Annotated in this window: 20 protein-coding genes, 2 tRNA genes and 1 pseudogene; 13 read left to right on the top strand and 10 right to left on the bottom strand. The window is 35.8% G+C overall.

Annotated features, from left to right (window positions below; genetic code table 11):
* Window position 1: 1 nt before the first annotated feature.
* Window positions 2-568 (bottom strand): SRPBCC family protein, encoded by a 567-nt coding sequence (locus IQ226_RS01160; RefSeq protein WP_193891038.1) that lies wholly within the window; start codon window positions 566-568, stop codon window positions 2-4.
* A 171-nt stretch (window positions 569-739) separates the two neighbouring features.
* On the opposite strand from IQ226_RS01160, the gene IQ226_RS01155 reads away from it, so the two are divergent.
* The 13 genes and pseudogenes from IQ226_RS01155 to IQ226_RS01095 all read left to right on the top strand — a co-directional run bounded on the left by IQ226_RS01155 (window position 740) and on the right by IQ226_RS01095 (window position 12602).
* Complete coding sequence (locus IQ226_RS01155) at window positions 740-934, top strand: hypothetical protein (RefSeq protein WP_193891035.1); 195 nt, start codon at window positions 740-742, stop codon at window positions 932-934.
* 653 nt (window positions 935-1587) lie between these two features.
* Window positions 1588-2169, top strand: a pseudogene (locus IQ226_RS01150) (His/Gly/Thr/Pro-type tRNA ligase C-terminal domain-containing protein); the annotation flags it as partial.
* 72 nt (window positions 2170-2241) lie between these two features.
* Window positions 2242-3264, top strand: a complete 1023-nt coding sequence (locus tag IQ226_RS01145) for a GTP-binding protein (RefSeq protein ID WP_193891032.1) — start codon at window positions 2242-2244, stop codon at window positions 3262-3264.
* 98 nt (window positions 3265-3362) lie between these two features.
* Window positions 3363-4010 carry a GTP cyclohydrolase I FolE gene (gene folE / locus IQ226_RS01140; RefSeq protein ID WP_039202293.1) on the top strand — a complete coding sequence of 216 codons (648 nt, stop codon included), beginning with the start codon at window positions 3363-3365 and terminating at the stop codon, window positions 4008-4010.
* A gap of 103 nt (window positions 4011-4113) precedes the next feature.
* Window positions 4114-4449, top strand: a complete 336-nt coding sequence (gene hisI / locus IQ226_RS01135) for a phosphoribosyl-AMP cyclohydrolase (RefSeq protein ID WP_193891029.1) — start codon at window positions 4114-4116, stop codon at window positions 4447-4449.
* A 12-nt stretch (window positions 4450-4461) separates the two neighbouring features.
* Window positions 4462-5235: a GTP-binding protein gene (locus IQ226_RS01130; RefSeq protein ID WP_193891026.1), complete on the top strand. Its 774-nt coding sequence runs from the start codon at window positions 4462-4464 to the stop codon at window positions 5233-5235.
* The gene (locus IQ226_RS01125) at window positions 5232-6041 is read left to right on the top strand and encodes a metallophosphoesterase (protein WP_193891023.1); all 810 of its coding nucleotides are present in this window, start codon (window positions 5232-5234) and stop codon (window positions 6039-6041) included. Before IQ226_RS01130 ends, IQ226_RS01125 begins: the two co-directional genes overlap by 4 nt.
* A gap of 240 nt (window positions 6042-6281) precedes the next feature.
* Window positions 6282-7028, top strand: a complete 747-nt coding sequence (locus IQ226_RS01120; RefSeq protein WP_168465504.1) for a metallophosphatase — start codon at window positions 6282-6284, stop codon at window positions 7026-7028.
* A 905-nt stretch (window positions 7029-7933) separates the two neighbouring features.
* A complete protein-coding gene (locus IQ226_RS01115) occupies window positions 7934-8725 on the top strand; it encodes an SDR family oxidoreductase (RefSeq protein ID WP_193891020.1) in 792 nt (263 codons plus the stop codon).
* 495 nt (window positions 8726-9220) lie between these two features.
* The gene (locus IQ226_RS01110) at window positions 9221-10396 is read left to right on the top strand and encodes a nucleotide kinase domain-containing protein (RefSeq protein WP_193891018.1); all 1176 of its coding nucleotides are present in this window, start codon (window positions 9221-9223) and stop codon (window positions 10394-10396) included.
* Window positions 10397-10447: 51 nt separating this feature from the next.
* Window positions 10448-10942: a DUF1643 domain-containing protein gene (locus IQ226_RS01105; protein ID WP_193891016.1), complete on the top strand. Its 495-nt coding sequence runs from the start codon at window positions 10448-10450 to the stop codon at window positions 10940-10942.
* A gap of 140 nt (window positions 10943-11082) precedes the next feature.
* Window positions 11083-11970 (top strand): nucleoside triphosphate pyrophosphohydrolase family protein, encoded by an 888-nt coding sequence (locus IQ226_RS01100; protein WP_193891014.1) that lies wholly within the window; start codon window positions 11083-11085, stop codon window positions 11968-11970.
* A gap of 44 nt (window positions 11971-12014) precedes the next feature.
* A complete protein-coding gene (locus IQ226_RS01095; RefSeq protein ID WP_193891012.1) occupies window positions 12015-12602 on the top strand; it encodes a Uma2 family endonuclease in 588 nt (195 codons plus the stop codon).
* A 593-nt stretch (window positions 12603-13195) separates the two neighbouring features.
* On the opposite strand, the gene IQ226_RS01090 is transcribed toward IQ226_RS01095, so the two are convergent.
* From IQ226_RS01090 to IQ226_RS01045, 9 genes are all read right to left on the bottom strand, one after another.
* On the bottom strand, window positions 13196-13393 hold the full coding sequence (locus tag IQ226_RS01090; RefSeq protein WP_039202281.1) for a DUF2283 domain-containing protein: 198 nt from the start codon (window positions 13391-13393) through the stop codon (window positions 13196-13198).
* A gap of 206 nt (window positions 13394-13599) precedes the next feature.
* Window positions 13600-13977, bottom strand: coding sequence for a HEPN domain-containing protein (locus IQ226_RS01085; protein ID WP_193891010.1), 378 nt, complete (start codon window positions 13975-13977; stop codon window positions 13600-13602).
* Window positions 13934-14272, bottom strand: coding sequence for a nucleotidyltransferase domain-containing protein (locus IQ226_RS01080; RefSeq protein ID WP_228039183.1), 339 nt, complete (start codon window positions 14270-14272; stop codon window positions 13934-13936). The genes IQ226_RS01085 and IQ226_RS01080 overlap by 44 nt, the downstream gene beginning before the upstream one ends.
* Before the next feature lie 301 nt (window positions 14273-14573).
* On the bottom strand, window positions 14574-14744 hold the full coding sequence (locus IQ226_RS01075; RefSeq protein ID WP_193891005.1) for a hypothetical protein: 171 nt from the start codon (window positions 14742-14744) through the stop codon (window positions 14574-14576).
* 153 nt (window positions 14745-14897) lie between these two features.
* Window positions 14898-17150: a GUN4 domain-containing protein gene (locus IQ226_RS25810; protein WP_370567061.1), complete on the bottom strand. Its 2253-nt coding sequence runs from the start codon at window positions 17148-17150 to the stop codon at window positions 14898-14900.
* A 497-nt stretch (window positions 17151-17647) separates the two neighbouring features.
* Window positions 17648-19057 (bottom strand): Rieske 2Fe-2S domain-containing protein, encoded by a 1410-nt coding sequence (locus IQ226_RS01060; RefSeq protein ID WP_193891002.1) that lies wholly within the window; start codon window positions 19055-19057, stop codon window positions 17648-17650.
* Window positions 19058-19086: 29 nt separating this feature from the next.
* Window positions 19087-19494, bottom strand: coding sequence for a fluoride efflux transporter CrcB (gene crcB / locus IQ226_RS01055; RefSeq protein ID WP_193890998.1), 408 nt, complete (start codon window positions 19492-19494; stop codon window positions 19087-19089).
* 374 nt (window positions 19495-19868) lie between these two features.
* A tRNA-Thr gene (locus IQ226_RS01050) sits at window positions 19869-19940 on the bottom strand.
* Between the two features lie 82 nt (window positions 19941-20022).
* Window positions 20023-20105: transfer RNA gene (locus tag IQ226_RS01045), tRNA-Tyr, on the bottom strand.
* Between the last annotated feature and the right edge of the window lie 65 nt (window positions 20106-20170).

Here is a 20170-nt window from a genome sequence, read left to right as displayed (position 1 = left end):
ATTATTGATGATTACAAAGCACCTGCCGCATTTTACACAGATTTGCTGGCAACTCCAAATTCATTGCTTGTTCAATAAAAATCCCGGGAATAGGGATGTTGGGGGTGGCTTGTACCGTATAAGCTAACAGAGTACCATTACCCATATCTTGAAGTTCTAACTTGGCGTGAAAATCTGTAAATGAACCTTTTTCCATCTGAAAGTGGATTTGCTGTCCTAATACTTCCACCACACTCAGATAAATTTCTACTTGGGCTGTCAAAAATAAAAAGGCTTTTTGTGCTGCCTGATACAGACGTTTAACATCTCCCCTGGATATAACCTCGCTTTTGGTAATATCGGGAAAATATTGGATCCAACGGGGGTAATCTGTAATTTGTTGCCAGACATGGGATCTAACTAGTGGTACATACATCCAAGCAGTAACAGCACCACCCCAGTGGGTATGAGATCGAATTTCTGTGAATACTTCTCCCTGAATTAGTCGTCTTTGCTGATCTTGGTTCCAGAGGGTATCTAATAGCGGTAGAGTGGGGTAAGCGACATTTTTAAGATTTGAGTTGGACATAGTATAATGCATATCTAGTGATTTTGGTAACTTTTTCAGTGATTAACCCTAATGATTTCATTGAGTTTAACTCACTAAATTCTAATTACAGGTCCATTCATCAAGTTTTTGCAGATAATTAGTCTCAAGTTCATTTTCCAGAGTGTAAATTCGAGTTAAGAGAAAAATACTGTGAGTCAATCTTCTTTAAATGGCAAATTAATCCAGGGTTTTGGGATGCTCATGGGGATTAGTGTTTCCTTGTTTATACTGAGAGGATTGGGTATTATCACTTTCCTTCCCGGTGGTGTAATTACTCTACTATTTTCTGGGGCTATAGTTATGGCAATCTTTAGTTATTGCGCAAGGCGATGGTGGCGTTTTTAGATTTAATTAAGTAGGTGAACACAATAAAACCAATCTAAAGTTAAGGGTTTTAAACGGAAAACAACATCAATACAACGCCATAGACGATGCAATTCGGACTACCCAATTTTTCCCATAGTATCACTGAAGTCAGAGCCAACTAAGAGGATGTTTGAACAGTTTCCGGCGATTATGCGATTACAAGGATGCTTCCGGCTCTCGTCAGGGATACGCTTCTACACAAACAAAGTTCACACTATAGCTAACGCCACGCTACCCTATCGGCAAGCTCAGTGACCCCCTGCGTGGACTAATGAAAAATCAAAGGTTTGAAACCCACACAGGTAGGTTTTGTCTGTATAGCCGCGACTTCTAGTCGCCAAGGCAAGTAATAAATTAGACTTCAAAATATTTTCCCCAAAATTAGTAACATTCACACCTTTTTGCGTTATTATGATAACGATTCTCATTTTTGTTTGATATGGTCAGTTCAATAACCCAGTCTCAAGACACCTTGAACCTGCACGAAGACGACAAACTTACACGAATTCGGCACACCAGCGCCCATATCATGGCTATGGCGGTACAAAGACTATTTCCAGGGACTAAGGTAGCAATTGGACCCGTCACAGAAATTGGATTTTACTACGATTTTGATTGTCCAGTCAGCATCACTAGAACAAGCTTTAAATACTAAGGGCTGGAATTATGTTGTTGATCAAGGTGGTGGGGCTTTTTATGGACCAAAGATAGACATTAAAATTAAAGATGCTATTGGTCGTTTGTGGCAATGTTCCACTATTCAGGTAGATTTTAATTTGCCAGAAAGGTTTGATATGGAATATATTGCTGCTGAAGGTAGTCGGCAAAGACCGATTATGATCCACCGGGCTATTTTCGGATCTTTGGAACGCTTTTTTGGGATTTTAATTGAGAATTATGCAGGAGACTTCCCCTTGTGGTTAGCACCTGTACAATTGCGGTTGTTACCTGTAAGTGATGACTTTCGAGAATATGCAAAATCAGTAGCAGCAGATTTTAAAAAAGTTGGATTTAGGGTAGAAGTAGATAGCAGTGGTGAACGTTTAGGGAAACAAATTCGGACAGCACAATTGGAAAAAATTCCCGTTGTTGCCGTTGTTGGTAAGAAAGAAGTAGAAAGCAAAACTTTGAGTGTCAGAAGTAGACAAGCTGGAGATTTAGGAGTTTTGACTTTAAGTGAACTTGTAGATCATTTACAAGTGATAAAACATTAAGATCAAAGAAGTCAGTGATCTTTTAAGAACACTGATTTAAACAGTCAACAAATAAAACCACTAGATTTTGATATGAATACCATCACTCTCGACACAACAAACATCATTCCTGAAATTCCCAAACAAGGAATGCCCGTAACTATTATTACCGGATTTTTAGGAAGTGGAAAAACCACACTTTTAAATCAAATTCTTCAGAATAAGCAAGATTTAAAAGTCGCTGTCCTCGTTAATGAGTTTGGTGATATTAACATTGATAGTCAATTACTAATTTCTGTAGACAAAGATATGGTAGAACTTAGTAATGGCTGTATATGTTGCACAATTAATGATGGTTTAGTTGATGCTGTTTATCGAGTTTTAGAACGAGAAGAACGGATTGATTATCTAGTCATTGAAACCACTGGTGTAGCTGATCCCTTACCGATTATCTTAACTTTTTTTGGCACGGAACTGAGAGACTTAACCAATATAGATTCAATTCTCACAGTAGTAGATGCTGAAGCTTTTAACGAAGAACATTTTCAGAGTGAAGCAGCTTTAAAACAGATTACCTATGGGGATATTATTCTCCTCAATAAAACAGACCTTGTTACCACAGACAAACTACAAGAAGTAGAAAATTTCATCCATGATATTAAACATGGAGCGAGAATTTTACATACTCAATACGGTGAAGTTGCTTTACCTCTAATTTTAGATGTGGGTTTAACACCAAAAGATCAGTATATTGCCATTGATAATGAAGATCACCATAAACATGAACATCATCATGCACATGAACATCACCATCATCACTCCGATCATTTAGAAAATGATGGGTTTGTTTCCATTTCTTTCCAAACCGATAGACCATTTGATGTCCATAAATTTGAGAATTTCTTAACCGAAGAAATGCCAGAGAATGTATTTCGAGCTAAGGGTATTTTATGGTTTAGTGATAGTGATTTACGTCATATTTTTCAACTGAGTGGACCTCGTTACACATTGAACGCTGACGAATGGCCTAATCAACCTAAAAACCAGGTAGTTTTTGTTGGCAGAAAACTAGATAATAATGAGATTTACACAAAACTTAACAAATGTTTGTTATAATTTAAAAGTGTTGATAAATTCTCTTTCTTTAGTTAGTAGTTATTCATAGATATTTAACTATTAACTTCCGTCATAACTCATTCTATTAAATTCAAATAATGACTTTATCCATTCGTCCAGAACTAACTGCCGCTGATGTAATTTCATCTTTATCTCATCAGCAACAACCAACCGTAACAGAAGCAGAGATGATGCAAGCTGTACGCACTTTACTGATTGGATTAGGAGAAAATCCAGACCGCGAGGGATTAAAGGATACTCCTAAAAGAGTTGTTAAAGCCTTAAAATTTCTGACCAATGGATATGATCAATCTGTAGATGAATTGCTAAATGGAGCAGTATTTACAGAAGATGCAAATGAAATGGTGTTAGTCCGGGATATTGATATTTTTAGTTCCTGCGAACACCACATATTACCAATCATTGGTCGCGCTCATGTTGCTTATATTCCTAATGGTAAGGTGATAGGTTTATCAAAAATTGCCCGCATTTGTGAAATGTATGCTCGCCGTTTACAAGTGCAAGAAAGGCTGACTTTACAAATTGCTAATGCACTGCAAGGTTTACTCAAACCTCAAGGAGTTGCAGTGGTAATTGAAGCAACTCATATGTGTATGGTGATGAGAGGAGTCCAAAAACCAGGTTCTTGGACTGTTACCAGCGCCATGCGTGGGGTGTTTTCTGAAGACGCACGGACTCGTGAAGAATTTATGAATTTGATTCGCCACAGTGCTAATTTTAAATAGGCTTTGTGTGATGTAGGGATAAGAGATTTTTTATCTCTACATTATATTGATATTTGAACGCAGATAAACGCCGATAAACGCAGATGAAAAGGGATAAGTTATCATGATTGGAAATTTGAAATTTAATGAGCAAGGTTTAATTCCAGCTATAGCTCAAGATTACTATGATGGTACTGTTTTAATGATGGCTTGGATGAATGCAGAATCAATTCAAAAAACTCTGGCTACAGGTGAAGTTCATTATTGGAGTCGTTCTCGTTCTCAGTTATGGCATAAGGGGGCAACATCTGCACATATTCAAAAGGTAAAAGAGCTTTTTTATGATTGTGATGGTGATACAATTCTCATTAAAATTGAGCAAGTTGGTGGTATTGCCTGTCATACTGGGGTTAGAAGTTGCTTTTTTAATTCTGTGGAAATTTTCCCTCGTAAATTATAATTTATATTGATTATGTCTTTACCCATGATTACTGTTGTTGCTGGATTATCCGGTGCGGGCAAAACTACCTGGATTTGTCAACAAATTCGAGATGTTCGATCTGTTAAAAAAGTCATTTATTTTTGTCCAGGAACTGGGAATGTTCCTATTGATCAAACTAAAATAGCTACTGAATTTCCTGAGTTGAGAATTTTTAGTGATGGTCAAGAAATTGAATTTCTTTATCAAATACCCACAGCAGATAGTGTTTATGTGGAATTGGGTGCTTATTTGGAATTAGACAGTGTATCAAAAATATTAGATCATCGCACTTACCACGCTATAGCAGTTATTCCTCCGGAGTTAAAAAATTCGGAGTATGATAGTTGGGCAAATGAAATTATATATGGCGCACCTGCACCCATGATAATTGGAGAAAATTTATGGAGGGTAGCAACTACAGGTCAAGTTATTGATGAAAATAGTTTGGATGAATTTTGGCATGAAATAACTCATGGTGCTTATGGGATTGTTACTCGTGCTAAGGCAATTTTCGATGTTAATGATGGGCGTTCTCTTTACTGTGATTTTGTCAATGGTGTTCCCCAAATAGATTTTTTAGAATTAGACTTACCACGACATTTACAAGGTAGACCTCAGCGGTTTAGTGGCATAGAAATAGTAGGCAAAAATTTAGATGAAACAGCTTTAAAAGCAACATTATCGGATTGTTGTTTATCGGAATCCTTAATTTTTCAATATCAACAGCAAGTACAACAAATTTTATTAGAAGGTCAACAAGTATGAAAATAGCTGTCATGTCATGTATTCATGGTAATTATGAAGCCTTAGACGCTGTATTATTAGATATTGACTCACAAAAAGCCGAGAAGATATTTTGTGTTGGTGATTTGGTAGGATATGGACCACATCCTAATGCGGTAATTAACCAAATTCGCTCTTTAGATATTCCTACCTGTGCTGGTTGTTGGGATGAAGATATTGTGGAAGGATTGAATGCTTGCGATTGTAGTTATCCTTCATTATTAGCAGAAAAAAGAGGTTTTCAAGCTCATGAATGGACAAATAAGGAAATTCATCCAGAAAACCGCGAATTTTTAGCCAGTTTACCCTATAGTCTCCAGTGGCAAAATTTAGCTTTTGTTCATGGTAGTCCCCATAGTAATCATGAATATTTGTTACCTGAACTTGATGCTTTTGTGGCCTTAGAACGGGTACTTTCCACAGGTGCAGATGTGCTGTTTTGTGGACATACTCATGTTCCCTATAGTCGTAATCTTGATGCTGGTGAGTTACAAGTTCAAGTTGCTAATCAAGCAGCATCACGGAAAATTAGCTTTTCATCTGCGCTGAAGAAGATTGTTAATGTTGGTTCTGTTGGAGAACCTCGACATGGACGACCAAATGCAACTTATGTAATTTATGAAACTGATACTCAAGGGGTGACTTTGCGGGAAGTGACCTATGATTATCAAAAAACCTGTGCAGCAATTATAGAGAAGGGATTACCAGAAATCTTTGCTTGGCGTTTAGCGCATGGTTTGGAGTATGCTGAACGCGCAGATGATCCAACTCATGTTTGTACTAGATAAAATAACTAGGATTTAGGCAATGTAAAACCTGCCATGATATGAATAAACGAAATTGCGTCGTTTTCAGTTTTGGGAATAACTGATTGAGTAGGTGCGTCAGATAGAGAAAATCTGTTTTTTGTGAAATTATCGGGTCTGACGCACCCTACAACAGATAAAATCCACATTTCATATTTGGTGAACTTCCTCAATGCGTAAGTCCTAATAACTAATCCAAAATCTAAAATCTAAAATCTAAAATTGATTATGTGGGCAATTTTAAGTGGAATTGAAGGAAATTTAGCAGCTTATGAGGCTGTGATAGCTGATATTAAGCTGAAAAATCGTTATGTAGAGGCATTGTATATCATCGGTGATTTAGTTGGACCAAGGCGAGAATGTGAACAGCTAGTGGCAAGGGTGAAATCACCTCGTCGGGGTGAATTAGAACCAATGATTTGCAAGGGATGGTGGGAAGAACAGTGTTTGATTTTACATGGTTTGGGTCCGACTGGAGACGCACCGGAATTGCTGGCAAAATATGGGGGTGATACGGTGCAGATGTTGTGGGATTGTGTTTCCCGTCAGACTGTACAATGGTTGCGATCGCTCGATTTTGGTTTTTTTGAATTAGATTGTTTATTAATACATGGTTCGACAATGGGGGTAAATGATGAACTGACCCCGGATACTCCTCCTATTCAAATGTTAGATAGATTATCAAGAATGCAAGCAAATAATCTATTTTGCGGTCGTTCTGGGTTAACTTTTCAGTATCAGTTACAAGCAGGATCTATTACCAGTGAAATCATTACTCTTGATCATCAATTTTCCCCACAAACAGTCACAGTTACCCCTCGTCAAGTGATTGGGGTCGGAAATGTGGGACGGATACCAGGACAAGCAACCTATACTCTCTACAATCCTGGTACAAATCAGGTACAGTTTAAAACTGTATTTTATGGACAGAGTAAGGGTTTTCAAATACACCCGCAGAGTAAAACCTGATAAGCTGTTACCAAGGTAATTTTAAGTAGGTGGGCGGGGGAGAATCAAAATATATTTCGTTTTGTGAAATGGCTAAAACTCAACCACAATAACGCATTGAGGTGAATTTACATATCGTTACACATTTTGGTTATTTTACATCCACTTACTTAACTGCTGTTTTGGGGGATTCGTTAGCAAATTTGTCTATATTATCAGCAGTTAAGTAGGTTGGTGTTGAAAATTGTCGTTATGGCAAGGCAAAAGGCAAGAGGCAAGAGGCAAGAGTGAAGAGGGTTTGGGCGATTTTACGTTTCTTTACACAGTTTGGTTTTATTGTGTTCACCTACTTACACAAAATAATAATATTTGACCACAGATAAATTAGTGTTGTTTCACCAAAAATTATAATTAATCCCCTAGAAATGCAACAGATTAATTGTCTTGAATAAGTTAAAAAAATGTATTCATGGTCACAAAATTCCCAGAATTGTGAGGGGATCATGATACAAATTCCTGACTATTCATAAAAACTTATATCAATCACGACTGCCATATATATATCTTACGAAAATGACTGATCAGGAATTCTGATTAAAAAATATTGCAATAACTTGATTTAGTTGCTAGTGTGTGTGGGTACGACAGCACTGGTGAATGCTCGGATTATTTAAAAGAGGTGAAATCAATGAGCTTTATCCATCCTGCCAAAAGTCTTTTATGTTGATTATTCCCATGCTGACAACCAGGAATTTCTACTTTCGAGAAGCAATAAAGGGGTATTGCAAATGAGCAGAAAAAGTAGCTTCCATCTTGTCACTGCATGGAGATCTGATTTTTGTGTACTGTTCATTAATTGTCTTACCTATTGATTGCCAAGAACGCAACAGGAAGACGAAGAATGAAGAATTTAGAGGTGAAACCCGATGAAGATTCAAGGAAAAGTTGCACTCATTACCGGAGCTTCTCGTGGCATTGGTAAAGCGATCGCCCTAGAATTAGCCAAACAAGGCATGAAAAGGTTAATATTGGTAGCACGCGATCGCCAAAAGTTAGCCGAAGTAGCCGCCGAAATTGAAGCTTTAGGTGTAGAAACTACAATCATGGCGTTAGACTTAACCCACTCCATCAACGTTAACATAGCCGTAGCTCAACTGTGGCGCAGTTATGGACCCATTCATCTCCTCGTAAATTGTGCCGGAGTCGCACATCAAAACTCGTTTCTGCAATCAAAACTTCCCCAACTGCAAGAAGAACTCTCCGTCAATTTGTTGGGAATGTACACCCTCACCAGCTTGATAGCCAAACGCATGGTTAGTCAAAAAAAGGGAATCATTGTCAATGTCTCCAGCTTAATGGGGAAAGTTGCCGCCCCGACAATGGCCACATATTCCGCCACTAAATTTGCCATTGTCGGATTTACCCAAGCCTTACGTCAAGAACTCGCCCAACACAATATCCGCGTTATCGCCCTACTCCCTTCCCTCACCGAAACAGACATGGTGCGTGACTTGCAATCATTTCGGGGAGTGATCCCCATGACACCCGAACAAGTTGCCCAAGCGCTCGTCATCGGCATAGAAAACGATACCGCAGAAATCCTAGTCGGCTGGCAATCTCACTTAGCCGTATTATGCCAACGTCTCGCCCCTTGGTTACTAGATATCATCCTGCAACTAGCAACACCGAAAAAACCATTACCTGACGCTGCGGGATAAGGTTCAATCTAGTTAACTTTTATTTCGCGCAGAGGCGCAAAGGAGCAAAGGCGCAAAGTGTTTTTTGTGTCTTTGCGTCAAGTAAACTTAAAAATGGTAGGTTGGGTTAAGCGATCGCGCAACCCAACCAAAAATTTGATATAGCGGTATGCAGTGAAGTGGGATACAGTTAGCAAATCGCAAAACCTGTAGGGGCGCAGGGCTTGCGCCCTCAATTGTATTGCATCCTCACAATAACCGCTATAATGTTGATTTTTAGACTTAACTAAACTTTATTACCCCATAAATTTAGACATCCCGCAGGTTAGGCGCAAATACACAAAGTATTTTTTAGCGCATTTGCGTAAAGTAAAGTTAAAAAATGGCAGGTTGGGTTAAGGGAAAGCGCAACCCAAGGAAAATTTTGATAATATTAATTTTGGGTTTAACCTCACCGTATTATTCCATACTTGATGAAAGATTGATATTGATGACGAGAAGCAAGGAGAACAATATATGCAAGTAAGACAAGAAATTTTTGATACTTATTGGCGATTTGCTGCTATGCGTCAAGAAGTATTTTTCAACAAACTTAAAAATGTACCACCACCCTGGACAAGCGATCCTATTCTTAATACTTATAAATTTTGTAATGCTTATCGAGTAAGTGATCGGGTTTCTCAATATTTGATCAAGAATGTAATTTATAGTGAGAATAGGAGTCAAAATGAAGAAGAAGTCTTATTTAGGATTTTGCTATTTAAAATTTTCAATAAAATAGAAACATGGGAATACTTAGAAAACAAGATAGGAGATTATATTACAGTATCTAACTTCGATTTAGAAGCATATTCAACCATATTACAAGAAGCTATGGATCTTGGATATGTGATTTATACTAGTGCATATATGTCCTGTGCTAGTAAAGAGTTTGGTTATGATAAAAAACACCAAAATCACTTGGCATTAATTGATAAAATGGTTGTCAAAGATAAGGTAATTAATCCCATAGTCAAAGCTAAAAGTTTAGAAGAGATTTTTCATATTATTGAATCATATCCATTGTTAGGTAAGTTTATGGCTTACCAATTAGCAACAGATATTAACTATAGTGAAGTTATTAATTTTGATGAAAATAGTTTTACCATAGCAGGACCAGGAGCAGAACGGGGTATTAATAAATGTTTTATTGATACTGAGGGAAAAAGTTATGCTGATGTCATTTATTGGATGACAGAAAATCAAGAAAATGAATTTCAACGTTTGGGTTTAAATTTTCAATCTCTCTGGGGTCGTCCATTACAAGCTATAGACTGTCAAAATCTTTTTTGTGAAACTGACAAATACTGTCGAGCGGCTTTTCCTGATTTAAAAAGTAATCGCAAAAAGATCAAAGCAAAATTCACTGCAACACCCCAACTAATTGATTATTTTTATCCACCTAAATGGTGTATTAATGATAAAGTTCAAGAAACTTTAGCCCAGAGATTACCACCATTAGAAATTCCTAATTTGCAGGATAATGGTCAGCAGTTATCTTTAGAGTTAGATTCTTTGGTAAAAACTACATCTGAAATATCAGATACTTTATTAAAATTGCATAAACAATATAAGCAAGAAACGCAGAAGAAAAAATCAAAAGCTTTGCAAAATACAGAGTTAGAAAAATCTCAACAGTTGTGTTTGTTTTGATGTCTTCTAGTATTTATAAATCAACAGTAATTCAAAGGAAAGTATGGTGGAATGGAAAAGTATGCCAAGATTGACGGAAATTATCGCTACTTACTAGGGCGTAAATGGGATGCAAATTTGCCACAAGTTACTTTTGTGATGCTTAACCCAAGTACCGCTGACCATCAACAAGATGATAGAACACTCACGAAATGTATTAATTTGGCTAAATCTTGGGATTATGGTTCTCTTGAAGTAGTTAATCTATTCGCGTATCGTGCTACAAAACGTCCTGATCTTCTTCTAACAACTGATCATATTGTAGGATCAGAAAATAATATTTATATTCAATCAGCAACAAAACGTGCTGAATCAATTATTGTAGCTTGGGGTGGGGGTAAGTTTCCTAAAATTATGGACCGGAACGAAGAAGTGCTAAGTCTAATTTCTGGCTATAAGCTTTACTGTCTTGTTAATAATCGTGGTGATGATCGAACAAAAGATGGGCATCCATTTCACCCACTACAACGCGCTCGACCTATTAAAGGAAGAAAGCTTTTTATCTAAAAATGTGGCTTACAAAAAATAAATTATCCAATTAATTTTGGAGGGTACGTTATGAATGCACCATTATAGCTTAACTCAAAATGGTGCATTACGCTTTCGCTAACACACCCTACAGGCTTTGAAATTTAAGGAATTAGATTATGAATTTTTCTGAATATCAAAAACAAGCACTGAATACAGATCAAATCCCTGCTGTTGGAGGTAGTGAATTAATCATACCGCTATTAGGTTTAGTGGGTGAAGTTGGTTCTTTGATGACAGAATATAAAAAACATTTACGCGATGGTGATGCACACAAATTATTTAAAGAAGGAATTGCGGAAGAATTAGGAGATATGCTTTGGTATATTTCCAATATAGCCAGTAAATTTAACCTTGATTTACAAGAAATTGCAGAAGATAATTTAAGAAAGTGCAATGACCGTTGGGGATGGAGAGATTCAACAGAAACAGATAATAAGAATACAAGTTATATCTTTGATAATAAATTTCCAGAGCATGAAAGTTTACCACGACAATTTGAAGTAGAAATTACAGAGATAAGCAAAGATAATTCAGTCAAAATGAAAGCATTTATAAATAAAGAACAAATAGGAAATGACCTCACAGATAATTCTTATAAAAGTGATGGATACCGCTTTCATGATATTTTTCATTTTTCCTATGCCGCAGTTTTGGGTTGGTCTGTAGTTACTCGTAGTATCCTTAAACGTAAGCGCAAAAGTAATCCTCTTATTGACGAAGTTGAAGATGGAGGTCGTGCAGTAGCTATTGAAGAAGGTATCTCAGCACTTGTATTTAGCTATGCTAAAGATCACGGTTTTTTAGAAGGTGTTTCAACATTAGATTACCAACTATTAAAAACCATTAAAAATATGACATCTCATTTAGAAGTTTCTCAATGTTCTTTAGGAGATTGGGAGAAGGCTATTTTAATGGGGTATGATGTCTGGCGACAAGTAGAGAAAAATCGGGGAGGAACTGTAGGCGTTGATCTTGATGCAGGTTTAATAACCTATGAAATATAAGTAAGCTAACATAAATGGTAAAGCAATAAAAGGATCTAGATATCATGACTATTGCACAAGAAATACGCTACTACTCACCTGAAGAATATCTAGAATTTGAGGTAAATTCAGAACTACGTCATGAATATATTGATGGATTAATTATCCCCATGACAGGCGGAACACCAAATCATAATAAAATAGCTGGTAATTTATATGTTGCCATACATTTTGCCCTCAAGCGTCAGCCTTACGAAGTCTATTATACTGACCAACGGCTTTGGATTCCTAAACAACGGATTCATACTTATCCTGATGTAATGGTTGTCCAAACTCCCCTAGCGTTTGCAGAAGGAAGAAATGACACTATTATTAATCCAGTTATGATTGCTGAAGTGTTATCAAAATCTACCAAAGGTTATGATAGAGATGAAAAGTTTGCAGCTTATCGGGCTATTGCTAGTTTTCAAGAATATATTTTAATTGACCAATACACAATTCACGTTGAACAATATGTCAAAACTGATAATAGAAAATGGATGTTTTTAGAATATGAAGATATTAATGATACTTTAAATTTAACTTCTGTTTCTTGTCAAATTTCTCTGGCTGATATTTATGAAAAAATAGACTTTACCAGTACAGAATCTTAACTATTTGTCTGAATCAGGATGTCCAGGATTTTGATTTGATTTGTGGTGTACTAATATTTTAATTTGTCTGAATCAGGATATCCAGGATTTAAGGATTTACAGGATGTTGTTTGAAAATATCATGTTTTGATTTTTGGGCGTTGCTGATTAAGGGTATGAATTTTAGTCTCACGCAAAGGCGCAAAGACGCAAAGGTAAGATTTTTAAAGGTTCAATTTGGAAATTTCATACCTCGATTCAGCAACGCCGATTTTTGATTGTCCATCTTTATCTGTGTTCATCTGCGTTTATCTGCGTACCCTTCGGGAAGCAAGCTACAATTATTCTTGATATTACTGTTAGATTACTAATTTTTTTTAAACGAACCACAGAGGACACAGAGAAAAAATATCAGTTATCTTTGTGTGGGAAGGGAGTATTTTTCTCGTTCATCTAATTAATTATGTCAGAATTGGGGAAGCTTTCATCAGAAAATAAAATCCTGTAAATCCTTTAATCCTGGATATCCTGATTCTGACAAAATTCAGATCCCCGACTTCTGTTGTTAATCTTCTCATTTAATACAAATGGTGCTTTTATGTCAACTCAACTTACTAATTATTAACAGAATACTCAAACAAACATGGGTTATCTATACGTTTAGAAGCGTCTATTATTTCAATTCCTACAATATTTCCAGCGTCGTCATAATCTAAAATGATTCCTGGTTTTTCTTCATCACTTTCTTCAATTGGTATATTGCTGAATATAATTCTTAAAACATCAACTTCTGCGTCGTAGGTGATTTTCATGATTCTCTCCAGTATTTCTCAATTTTGCATTTGTCTGAATCAGGATGTCCAGGATTTTAGGATTAACAGGATGTTGTTTGAAAGTTTCATGTTTTGAATTTTGATTGTCCATTTTTATCTGTGTTTATCTGCGTTTATCTGCGTTCAATTATTCTTGATATTACTGTTAGATTACCATTATTTATTTAACCATTGATTTATTTGAATTAGCAAGATGATAGATAGTTTACTAATTCTAGGAACTCTTCGGTTCTTTCAATCAGTAGTTTTGCATCTTCAGCAGTTAAACGTTCAGAACGATCATAATCTCCCTTTAAACGTATCTGTTCTGCATCAATTAGATAACGGTGAAATTTAGGATCAATTTTACTAGTTCTGGCAAAAAGTTCGCCAAACTTACTAATTACAGCAGAGTGTTTGCTAAAACTGAGATTTTCACCTACTAGGAATGCTTCAGCTATATAAAACATGGCATAATAAGCACGAGAAGCCGCAAAATCAGCTAGATTTTCACCAGCTAAAATTTTAGCTGCACGCAGACTATCTTGAGCTTTTTGCACTAGAAACTCTTGTTCTTTGTTCATAAAAATAAATACCTTCTTTTTTGATATTTTGGATTAGCATTGTTTGTTCTTTTTCAAAACGACTGAGGGAGTAAAACAGGTTAGAAACTACTACACTATATTTTAAACAAAGGGGACTAAGAAAAAAGCCAATTTTTTCAATTTCTTTGGTTGCTTGCACTAAATCCTTAAGTATAACTATTACATCAAAATCTGAATCAGGAGTAGCATCACCACGCGCTTGAGAACCAAAAAGAATCACTGCAATTAGTTGATCTTGGTATGTTTCAAGCAAGTTATTACACAATTCCTGCATAATTTCTTCTAGTTTTGGGTGTCTCATCGTTTAGGAATATTTTCTACTTGGAGATATAGCATTTTTTGTCAGAATCAGGATTTTAGGATTTACGGGATGTTGATTTTGTTTGTGGTGTACTAATATTTTAATTTGTCAGAATCAGGATGTCCAGGATTATAGGATTTACAGGATTTAATAAAGTCATCAATCTCAATTATTTTGTGATATAAAAAGCGAAGCTTATCAAAGTATAAAATCAATTTCCTATCGTGATAATTTATTTTGCATCAATAATTAACCCGATAGGAATTTGTCTTAGTTATTTATCACCACCTCTAGCTAAATGTTCATTTAACAAAACATGGCTTGCTAGTCTAGCCATAGACGGACTCGTTTTTCTACAACCAGATGCTGACTGAGATAAAACTGATCCAGCTAATTGTTTAGCTAGATAGTGAATATAATTAGGGTCACGATGAAAATTCTTCATTTTCTTACTTTTTTATAAATTACGATAACAATTATAGCAAATTAGTTTTTAAAAATGATAATTTTCCAAAATATCAAGATTTTATTTATATTTTGATACTTGGATATCATTTCTAGTAGGAGTTTACTTATAAAAAGACTTATATTTTATAGATTACAAGTCTCGATGCGAGAGAAGAAACCCCTCCCAGCCCCACAATCGACCACTACCAACTGATGTTACTTGCCAAGGAAGATGTCCTTGTGGTGCTGTTTTTTTAAAAGTAACATTACTATACCAATTCGACCTTCCCCAAGTTATCCATCCTACTTCGTCAATAAAGGATTCCCAAACATCATCGTCGTAGTGTCTTACTCCACCCAATTCTTGATAAATCTTTTTCTGAACTGAAAAACCAAATTTACCATTACTGTATTTTACCCACAATTTATCAATGGTTTGGAGGTCTTTAGAGGGAAAATTAGTAATGTATTTTCTTTTTAACCCACCTATTTCTACAAGTTTCGCAACATTTGACATTACCCGCGCTGTTTCCATATCAGCTTCTTTCCAATTCTCCGCAGCAAGTAAGTTACGCAGTTTTCTGTAATCTTGTCCTACTGCTGATATTAAATCAGTATTATCTAATTCTGGTAATGTTGAATTTTGATTTTTAGCCTTTTTATTATGGGGAATATTACAAGTCTCGATACGCGAGAAGATACCAATTAAAATACCCCAACCACCGCCCACACCTACCACCCAAAAGCGACTCAAAGGTAAATGAAATTCTGGTACTTTTTTATCAAACGTAATATCTTTGTAAGATAACCAGTATCCTCCTTTTCTCCAGCCTACAGTTTCACCAAAAACATCCCAAATTTTGTCGTCGTACTGTCTAGTTCCACCAAGATTTTGATAAATACGCTTCTGAACAGAGAAACCAAAACGCCCATTACTGTAATTTACCCATAACTGGTCAATAGTAGCGAGGTCTTCACAGGGGAAATTATCAATGCTGTTAAAATCTAGCCAACCTTGATTTTCCCTTTTCGCAACCGTTAACATAACTCGCGTTGTTTCTTCATCAGCTTCCTTCCATTTTCTTGCTGTGAGTAAGTCACGAAGACGGGTATAATTCATACCTACTGCTGATTTTAGATCAACATTATTTACTTCTAATGATTTATTGTTTGAATTAAGAATAAATTGATGATATTTATCATCATCGTCAAAATTATATTCAAAATATTTTGATTGAACATATTGGATATAGTTAATAGTGCGTCTATAACTAAATTCATGATTTAGTCTTTTATATAAATTAGCCGCCAAATTCAAATTTTCAAGTGCATTTTTGTTATTTCCTATTTCGCTATAGTAATTTCCCCGATAGTAGTATACTTCTGCAAGATATGTATAAATATTTAAGGCATAGTCAGGATCAAATTTTAATACAATATTAAAATCCTCAAATGCACCTGCTACATCTCCTATTTGAAAACGAAATTTTCCTCTAACATGGTATGCTTTATATAAGTTAGGATTAATATTTAACGCTTGATTCAAATAATTGATGATTAGTTCATCTCTATTTATAATATAATTGTAATAATTGCAATCTACATCTAGGTTATAGTAAGTAATTGCTAAATTCAAATAGACTACAGATTCTTTAGGATTAATTTTTAGTGCTTTCTTATAATCATTAATAGCATAGTCTATATAACCAAATTTTTCGTAAATAATTCCTCTATTATTATAAGAGTAAGCGTCTTTAGGATTAATGTATATTGCTTGACTATAATCATTTATAGCATTCTGGAAGTTTCCCAGGTGATGATGAATTTCTGCTCGTTTAAAATATATTTGAGCATTTTTAGGATTTATCTGCAATGCTTGACTATAATTATTAATCGCACCTTGATAATCTTCTTTTACAATATACTCATCACCTAAGTTGATATATTTGTCAGCATCATAAAATGATAAATTCTCTAAATAGCCACGTAACCCACCAGGATAAAGTAATTCATCTATTCCCACTAAAGTTTTATCACCAGTTGATTTAATCATATTAGTTGGTAAAAAACCAACCATAATCAAACGATAGTCTTTTTCCATTTCACTAAATTCTTCTTGACATAAAATGCAAACCAAAACAGCATTTTTTTCAATTTCTTCTCTATCAATTGTCCATTGAACTTTATCAAAATATCCATAACGGGTTTTAACCTGAATACCAATAGATGAATCAGAAGTTAAAGTAAAATCAATTTTTCCATCTCCACCAATGCGTTTTTCATAATCAATTTCAGTTACAAAATCACCTAAACGGATTTTAACAACTTCCTCACCCAGCTTTCCCTTCATATTATTGAAGAAGATGTTTTTAACATCGGATTGTTGCTTGAATTTATTAGCCATATCCCAGCAAAAATCCCGTAATTGCTTTAACCTCTCTCCAGAGATAACCGTCAACTCACTATGCTGGCCTTCCTTCTCACAATGGAGTAAGTCACCAGATTTCAGTCTTTGAATAAAATCAGTTTGCTGTGCTTTGAGTATTGTTGTCCAGTCCATTTGTCAAAACTCACCTTTATCTGACAAGGAGTATTTATTCTATTATTCCCTATTAAGCAACAAAAAGCACTAATCTAGATTACATTGCAGTTTTTTGAGTCTAACCGAGAAGTATAGAATCCTCAAACCCTAAAAATGCAAATTAAACAAACATCCTGTAAATCCTTAAATCCTGGATATCCTGATTCAGACAGTTAACCCTAAAAACATACCTCAGACGGATAAACAGGTATAGACTCAGCATCTAAAATATCAAAGCCCGATTGATACCGAGAGTATGAATTCAAACTTTCATATTTGGACGCTGACAATAGTATTAAGTGAAATTTGAAACCGCCAATCTATCTTTTTGTCTCTGGTAAATTACGAGGAGGGATCATTCTCCCCTCATAAAACTCCCTTTCCAACTGACTTAATTTACACCATGCTGCACCCAATAAAAGAGGAATAAATGTTTCTGTCATCACAAATAGAATTGATTTTGTTTCTACCAAAAAAGCGAATAAAGGACTACTAGCTAAAGCCAGAATAGTAAAAACACCAAACCAGAATTTTAACTGTTGAACTCTTTTTAAAGCCTGACGACAACTAGCACATTTTTCTGTATGGGAATGATATCTTTCTAGTAGTGCTTCCTTATTTAATAAAAGTGGTGGTAAAGATTCCCCCGGAAATGTTTCCCCATGATATTGATTTACCCACTTACGTAACTCGGAAACAAAAGTATCTGCTTTTGTCGCCAGATAAAAAGCTTTATTAAAATTAGCACTACCACCTTTATCTGCTAAATAACGTTCTTGATAATGGAGAAAAATTTGATCATCTTCCAAAACGCCATTTTGTCCAATATGGACATACCAACGAGGGCGAATTTTAATAAAAAATCCTGGAATTTGAGACTTGAACTTAAAAGGAAACCGGGCAATTATCCGACATTCACCTTTGCGAATGGGGACAGCATAAACAACGGTTAAAATTCTGCCTTTCTCAGCATTAATGTCATGCCACATCAAACCAGGGGCAATAAATGTTGTGGAAAGTTTTCCCGATTGTCCCGCTTTTAAACCTTGTTTCCAAATCCCTGCAAAACCATATTTCCCAGATTCAACTATTTCTAATTCTAAAGGTGCAGCATTGGCACGATTTCCCACTGTACGATGATGGGTAAAGGCAATATGACTAGGATCAAGGATATTTTCTAATAATGTTAAAGCATCATAAGGAACATCTCGAAAAGTGTTCATAATTACCCATCCTTCCGGTGCTACTTCTATGGGTTCAACTACAGGAACTTTTGTATTTGCAGCATTTTCTGGATTACCAGCATAGACAAATAATAATCCTTGTTTTTCTGTTGTTGGTAAAGATGGTACGCAAGCCCTGGGAGAGGTTTCTGCTTTTGCACCTGCAACCTGTTGGGGAATTTTTTGACAACTTCCATCTCCAGCAAATGACCAACCATGATAAGGACATTCTAACAATCCATCTTCATTAATTCTGCCTTCCGAAAGAGGTGCAAGACGGTGAGGACATTGATCTATAAATACTTGCCAAGATGCGATTTTTTGATCCCACCAAATCACAATATCTTTACCCAAAAGAGTGAAAGGTGTGGGTTTGGATTTGTCTAAATCTTGAAGATAGTGAACTGGATACCATGCTTGGGCTAATTCAAAAGCATCTGGGTTACTCCCTCCAGGTAATATTTCTGTTAAAGAATTTTCGTTGATAAGAGATTGTGTTTGCACCATTTTCTATACTAATTTATTTTCAATAACTTTTAATTTAACATTCTAGCAATAATCATCCCTAATTGCACACTGATAATTCCCAAGATTGTACTACCTGAAAAATAACCAGCAGCAGCTAACCAATTACCACGTTGTAATAAGCCAACTGTATCTAAACCAAAAGTAGAAAAAGTAGTATATGCACCTAAAAATCCTGTAGCGACAATTAACTTAATTTCTGGGGAAATCAGCACTGTTTTTTCCATAGCTAAAGTTGCGAAAAACCCCATTGCTAAACAACCGCTAATATTAATAAAAAAAGTTCCATAGGGAAAACCAAAACCAAAGCGGTTTGTCAACCACAATGTTAAATAATAGCGACTTAAAGCACCAACTATTGCACCCAAACTAATAGCAATGGGAGTACGCAAATTAGGACTAGGGACAGGATTAATCATAATGCTATTAATTGTAACAGGTGTTTTGATGTAAATTATCTTATTTAGGACTTACGCACTGTACAAATTAACCATCATCATGTATGAACGATATTTGGTTGTTTCAGGCTTTTGGGGCTGAAGTTTATATAAATAGAGATAGCGAACCGCTGCTGTAAGCAGTTCGCCTAAAAATCAGCGAAAAATTACATTTAAATGCCTGAAACCCATGCCTCATATTTGGTTAATTCTGTCAATGCGTAAGTCCTATTAGCTTATGATAAACAAAATAAGGTATTTCTATTATGCAAGTTCCCATCTGTAATGAAATACTGGTAGAGTAGAGCCAACCTATGCAAGTTACCAGAAATTATTGATTTTTCGTCATTACAAAAAGCCCGTGACGAGGATTGAACTCGTGACCTCACCCTTACCAAGGGTGTGCTCTACCACTGAGCCACACGGGCGGAATCTAAAACATAGTTAAGATTTATAATGCTGTACCACAGACAAGCGGACAGCATTTAAATTCTTAATCTTTGTAGGATATGGGCCGAGCTGGATTTGAACCAGCGTAGGCGTAAACCAACGGATTTACAGTCCGTCTCCATTAACCACTCGGACATCGACCCGTTTGTTTCCCACGCTTAACCATAATAGCAGCACTCTCTAGATTTAGCAAGGGGTTAGAGAAAAT

Source organism: Dolichospermum sp. LEGE 00240 (assembly GCF_015207875.1).
GTDB lineage: Bacteria > Cyanobacteriota > Cyanobacteriia > Cyanobacteriales > Nostocaceae > Dolichospermum > Dolichospermum gracile.
This window is presented reverse-complemented; position numbering and strand designations above follow the sequence as displayed.